The 6,217-nt window shown below is 51.0% G+C and carries 5 protein-coding genes and 1 pseudogene; 2 read left to right on the forward strand and 4 right to left on the reverse strand.

Annotation, left to right across the window (positions count from 1 at the left end; genetic code table 11):
* Positions 1 to 89: 89 nt before the first annotated feature.
* From H627_RS18705 to H627_RS0114985, 3 genes and pseudogenes are all read right to left on the reverse strand, one after another.
* A pseudogene (locus tag H627_RS18705) lies at positions 90 to 299 on the reverse strand (LutB/LldF family L-lactate oxidation iron-sulfur protein); the annotation flags it as partial.
* A gap of 13 nt (positions 300 to 312) precedes the next feature.
* Positions 313 to 1,080, reverse strand: a complete 768-nt coding sequence (locus H627_RS0114980; RefSeq protein ID WP_027829572.1) for a (Fe-S)-binding protein — start codon at positions 1,078 to 1,080, stop codon at positions 313 to 315.
* A gap of 153 nt (positions 1,081 to 1,233) precedes the next feature.
* Positions 1,234 to 1,626: an iron-sulfur cluster biosynthesis family protein gene (locus H627_RS0114985; protein ID WP_027829573.1), complete on the reverse strand. Its 393-nt coding sequence runs from the start codon at positions 1,624 to 1,626 to the stop codon at positions 1,234 to 1,236.
* Positions 1,627 to 1,800: 174 nt separating this feature from the next.
* Between H627_RS0114985 and H627_RS0114990 the strand changes: the two genes are divergently transcribed.
* Entirely contained in the window at positions 1,801 to 3,438 is a 1,638-nt protein-coding gene (locus H627_RS0114990) for a peptide ABC transporter substrate-binding protein (protein WP_027829574.1), read from the forward strand.
* Positions 3,439 to 3,509: 71 nt separating this feature from the next.
* Here H627_RS0114990 and H627_RS0114995 read toward each other — a convergent pair whose 3' ends face one another.
* Entirely contained in the window at positions 3,510 to 5,786 is a 2,277-nt protein-coding gene (locus H627_RS0114995) for a bacterial Ig-like domain-containing protein (protein ID WP_027829575.1), read from the reverse strand.
* A 215-nt stretch (positions 5,787 to 6,001) separates the two neighbouring features.
* On the opposite strand from H627_RS0114995, the gene H627_RS19860 reads away from it, so the two are divergent.
* On the forward strand, positions 6,002 to 6,217 hold a 216-nt coding region (locus H627_RS19860; RefSeq protein WP_155827971.1), incomplete at its 3' end, for a helix-turn-helix domain-containing protein.

A 6,217-nucleotide genomic window follows, 5' to 3' on the forward strand; every position in this document is an offset into this window, starting at 1 on the left:
CTTCATAACGTTTGGGTATAACCATCCTGCACACTCCGTTTTGTTTTTAACAAGAAGTATACAGGATTTCGGGATTTTCAGACACTCCCTAAATAATCCGGCAAATAATGGATGACATGCTGCCGAATCTGTTCCCCCAAATTACGCCAGTCCTGCCAGTGGCCCAGTTCTTTCCGGGCCGCTTCCCGTTTGTCCCATTGGGCATCTTGGGCTTTGGCAACGGACTTCTGCATGAATTTATCTTGTTCTGACTCTTTCACCCGGGTCAAAAAGGGCTTGTTGGTTGTTTCTAGTCCCATCAGTCCCGCCCCCTTACACAGTGGCCGGGGTATCGGCGTACCGGACCCGGCTCATATCCACGTTGCTGTTCAGTATTTCGGCGATATGCATGATCTTGATCGGCTCTTTGCGCCGGGAGAACCGGCCGCCGATGTTCATCAGGCAGGCTTGATCCGCCCCAATGAGAATGTCGGCGCCGGTGCTGGTCACATCATCCACCTTTTCATCCACCATCAGTTTCGAAATCTCCGGTTCCTTAACTGAAAATAAGCCGCCAAAGCCGCAGCAGTTTTCAATGTGCGGCAGCGGAATCATCTGCAGGCCCTTGACGTGGTCCAGCAGCACAAACGGCGCGACCCGCTCCCCCAATAGGCGGGTCATGTGGCAAGACCGGTGGAACGTGGCCTTCGCATCCAACTCCGCCCCAGCATCGATGATATGCAGCACGCGATACAGAAATTGGGAAAATTCATAACTCTTATTCGCCAACATCTCCGCCTTGGGCCCGTACTCCGGGTCGTCGGCCAAGTGCATCCGGAATTCATGCAGCATATTCACGCAGGATCCCGACGGTCCCACGATATAATCACAGTCGACACTCAACAACGCATCGACTTCGTTGCGCATCGTCTTCTGGCTATTGATCACATAGCCGCTATTGAACGTCGGCTGACCGCAGCAGATCTGCTTCTTCGGCAATACCGTGTCACAGCCGAACCGTTCCAATACCTCCACCATCGCGGCCCCGACATTGGGGAAGAAAAGATCCACGACGCAGGTTGAAAAGACTACAACTTTCATTTTTCGCACCCCGCTCCCTCTAAACATACCTAGGTCTCTTTTAGTGTACTGCTGGGTATGAATAAAGTACAGCGGTTTCACCCAGGAACGCAAAAAGCGGTGGGCCGATAATCCCATGATTACCAGCCCACCGCTTATTTGTTCACTGAGTGATTAGCAGATCTTGCCGCCTAAAGCTTCCATATCGGCCTTGGTGATCTGACTCGGATCAGCCTTGGTCACTCGCATCGCACCATCCAGCAGCCCACCATCAGAGCCCAAGCCCAGCGCGGCGTTGTTGAATTGCAAGTACAAGCCGTTTTCCAGGTAAGGTGTTTCTTCCTTTGATGTGAACATCTTGTAGCCGGCGTTGTTTTCTAACGGAATGGTGTAGTCAGCATCCGGTTGGTCAGAAAGGACCAGTTGGAACTTGCCGCCCACAGAGCAGGAACCGCCCAGCTTAGAGAACTTGCTGGAACCGTCGTCCAAACCCAGAAAAACGTATTGATCCGGGGAGATTTTCTCTGCCAAATAGTCGCGGGCCGTGTCTTTGATGTTGATTTTCATCAGTCATCGATCCTTTCTTTGTGATCCATTCAATTGTGTACAATCTTTTCAACGAATTCAGTATACCACGATTCCGAGACGCGGGCCAATAAGTTTTGAAAAATATTGTATTTATATTTACATTGCCATTTCATTGTAGTAAGGTGAGATAAATTATTTATGGGGGGCTTTTGGATGAGGATCACAACAGGATTTAAAGCGGCGGGCGCGGCAGTGGCGACATTAATGCTGCTGGCCGGCTGTCAAAACAAAGCGAGCGGGACAAGCGCCAGCAAGTCGACCTGGTCCCGGATGGAGAGCGACATCATTTCCACCATGGATCCGTCGAAATCCACCGATGCCATTTCCGGTACAGCAATCAACGACACCACGGATGGCCTCTACCGGTATTCCGGCACCGAGCTCAAACCGGCGATTGCCACGAAAATCGTCAAGCCCACCAAAAACGGGGCTGTCTATACCTTTAAACTGCGGGATGCCAAGTGGAGCAACGGCGATCCGGTAACGGCTGATGACTTTGTTTTTGCCTGGCGGCGCACCGTTGATCCGGCCACGAAGTCCCAATATGCGTATCTCTATTCCGGCGTGGTCAACGCTGATGCGGTCATGAAAGGCACGAAGAAGCCGGCAACGCTGGGCGTTAAGGCCCTGGATAAGCACACCTTGCAGGTGACTTTAGAGCACCCGATCCCCTATTTCCAAAAGATGATGGTCAATGGGCCTTTCTTCCCGCAAAATGAAAAATACGTCAAAAAGATGGGCAGCAAATACGGGACCCAGGCGAAATACACCCTGGCCAATGGCCCGTACAAGCTGACCGGTTGGAATGGATCGAATAATTCTTGGCAAGAAGTCAAGAATCCGACCTATTGGAACGCTAAGAACGTTCACATTGACCAAATCAATGTCACCGCGGTGAAGGACGCTACCACGGCGATGAGCCTCTTCCAATCCGGTAAACTGGACGATGCCGCACTGACCGGCGATCAAGCGGCCCAGGCAAAGACCCAAAAGGATTACCGCGGCATCAAACAAACCAGTGTCTTCTATTTGGAACTGAATGAGAAGAAGGTCCCTGCCTTCAAGAACACCAAGTTGCGCCAAGCGATGTCCATGGCGATCAACCGGGAAGAATACATCAAGAAAGTGCTCCAAGATGGTTCGATCGATGCGCCCACGGTCACCCCCAGCGGCTTGGCCGAGAATCCAACCACGAAAGAGGATTTCTCTAAAGAAGCGGCTCAGGGTTACACGAAATATACCAGCTATAATCCTAAGGAAGCCAAAGCCCTGTGGACTGCTGGTATGCAGGAAGTGGGCAAGCAGAATCTGACCTTGGAACTGTTGACGGATGACACCGATAATGCTAAACGGTCGGCTGAATACTTCCAGAACACCTTGGAGAAGAATCTCCCGGGTCTTAAGGTGACGATTTCGACGGTACCCTTTAAGACCCGGCTCACCCGCAGTCAGGACGGCCAATTCGACATGGTCCTCTCTGGCTGGAGTGCCGACTTCACCGATCCCATCACCTTCTTGGACCTGTTCACCACCGACGGCAGCTATAACGACGGCAAGTGGTCCAATGCGACGTTCGACAAGCTGATCAATGAAAGCCAGACCACGTATGCAACCAACGAAACCAAGCGCTGGCAAGTCATGGTTCAGGCGCAGCAGCTGCTGACGCAGGAACAGGGCGTCATTCCAATCTATCAACGGGTCCAAGCCCACCTAGTGAACCCGAAGATTCAAGGCTTGAAGACCACCCCCGGCGGCACCTTTGATCTGATTGGGGCAAAGATCAAGAAATAGAAACAAGTCCAAGTAAAAGCACGCCAATAGGCCGGCCATCCGATACGGGATAGCCGGCCTATTCTATTGCCTTAAATGCCATCCGTCAGTGTCCACGTCAATTTTGCTTGATATTGATGATTGGCCTGAATCGTGGTGGTGCCTGATACACCGGGTACAGTAAGCTGCGGCGGATTCAGCATGATCATCGTCGCCCCTGCCTTTGAATTTTCGACTGTGAACAATGTGACATCACTGCCGCCAGTGTACACCTTGAAACTGGGCATGCCTGCCCCGAGTTGTTGGAAGGTCAGAAATGACTGCTGCAAGCCCACACTATGCTGGCTGTCGGTCTGGTCAATGAAGTCGCCGGCCTGCACACTGATGCTGAAAGGCGACCGGAAAACTGTCCGGTTATCCGAGTAAATCAGCTGATTGCCGGCGGCGTTTTGGTTGGTATAAGTAGCCGTCTGATAGGGAATAACCTGCTTGCCAAAATCCAGCGTCGGCGGGGTCAGGCTGATTAAACCGACTTGGCTCGTGTACACACCCGCTGCAATTTGTCCCAAAACAGCGGCGTCGTGGATGCTCAATGCACCAGTAGCAGGGATCGTGTACGCGTTTTGGGTTAAATAATACGCCGTACTGCCATCATTCCCGGTTACTTTTGAATCAAATGCCGAATTGGCCATGATATCGTATCCGCCATTCAACTTGGTGAGCGAATAATGTAACGCCTGTAAATCAGCTTGGGCAATGCCAATTTTGAACGTTCCCGCACTGGGTATTGCTAATTGATAGTCACCGCTGCTGTTAATACTCACTGGCGCAGTACTGAGAAAAGTCGGCGCGCTGCTCGGATCGTAATGGGCGGCCACGGTCCAAGCTCCCGTCACCGTATTTTGTTTGAATAACTGGAACCGGATGGGTTGCTTGGAGCCATCTAATTTATGTTCAAATGCCGTGTAAACACCGTCAACATCACTATCATACCAGGCTAAGCCCCTATCCGTATAACCAACCATAACCACACTTTTGGCCGTGGTGACGTTGCCCTGCGCATCGGTATAACTGATACTGATCGGATATTGACCAGCCGCATTCGTATTCACCTGATCCACCCCAGTGGCTTTGACATCCGTAAGCGATAAGTTCTTACCATCCGGGCCGGTCAGTTGCTGGACACTGTCGCTCAGCTGCCACTTGCTCCCTGGGGTGATCATCACTGGTTTAAGTTGCAAGTTAGTTTTGATTGGGCTGACCTTGATTGTATAGGTATGACCGGGTACGGTCGGGTTAGCTGAACCGGCAAACCAGGTGGTCGGCACAAACGGCACTGCCGTGTCGGTGAGCGTCCCGGAATCGATCGTCAGGCTGGGGGCCCAGTACTGTTTAGAATCAAGACCAAGACTCGCTAGCGTATCGACCAGTCCAACCCGCGAGTATGTTGTCCCCGTCTGGCCGGTTTTCGTTATTGTCTTAATCGGTGCGCCGGTATCGGCGTTCACCACATTGTATGTCTCGATGACAGTGGCATCAGTCAGATTCAGTGTCCGCCGAATACCATTAACAGTAATCGCTGCAATATACGTATCCGGCGCCTCTGAAACACCGATCTGACTGGGTGTAATGGTGGGATAAGCCGTACCACTAACATCATCCATAATGTCGCCAAAGCCAGCAAATAAAACACTATACTGCAACAACTCAGCATTATTATTGGCATTAAATTTCACTGCGTTTTGTTCGCTGGGGCTGAGGTCTTTTTTAGCCTTGATCTGGATTGGCACGTGAAACTTGACCCAAGTCGCCGGTTCGCCAGCCATCTTAGTGGCGCCATCGTTGGGCCGAAAATAGAAGACTTCCCGGCCATCCGTTGTATTGTCCAGTTGATAGACCTTGATGCTTGCGATGGTGTAGAAATGCTGGCCGCCTTGCATATAATTCTGCAAGTCCGTCACAAATGTGTTAGCGGCTGTCTGTATTTCTGCCAATTGGCCCGTTACCTGAATCGGCAATACCAAATAAAAGCCGTACAGCTGGCCATCGCTAGAAGCATTATAGGCATTGATGTCTATTGTCCCCGTACCGCCATAAATTGCATATCCAGATGCCTCAATATAGAAATTGGACAGATTGGGTTTCCCGGAAAGAGTCGGCGCCGTTGGCAGTGTCGCCTTGGCAAACAGCCGGGCACTGCTTGCTCCCACTGCCAGTGGATCAGTTTGCCGCACCACTGTGGTCGGTGTCCGTTCACTTGCCGCCATGACCGTATGCACGAATACCAGCCCAAATAGACTGATGCCGAACATAACAAGTACCAGTTTGATCACTTTGCAAAAGCCATTCCATATTGTATCCCAAATCACCGTTCCCGCCCCCTGCTATGAATGGTGATGGTTATCACAACACCATTATAACATTCACTAGGGTCAATGTGGATTGAGGTGGATAAATACTTCGCCGGATTTAAAATTGAAGTGCAACACCGATTGAGTTAGACCAATCGACCGGGTTGATTTAACAAAATAGGCCATGAAGACCTATCCTTGAAGCGACTAAACTACCAAGAAAGGTGACCTTCATGACCCACAATCAGTCTAACAGTCTCGGCTCGTACACTCAACTCACAGAGGGCGAGCGCGGAATAATTGATGCGCTTTGGCACTCCCATGAATATTCCATTCGCGATATTGCACACATCATCCATCATTCCCCTAGTACGGTAAGCCGTGAGCTTAAGCGCGGCCGAGTCCAGCAACGGGATTCGAATTATCATTACTACAAGGATTACTTCTTT

The sequence above is a fragment of the Schleiferilactobacillus harbinensis DSM 16991 genome (assembly GCF_000425885.1).
Lineage (GTDB): Bacteria > Bacillota > Bacilli > Lactobacillales > Lactobacillaceae > Schleiferilactobacillus > Schleiferilactobacillus harbinensis.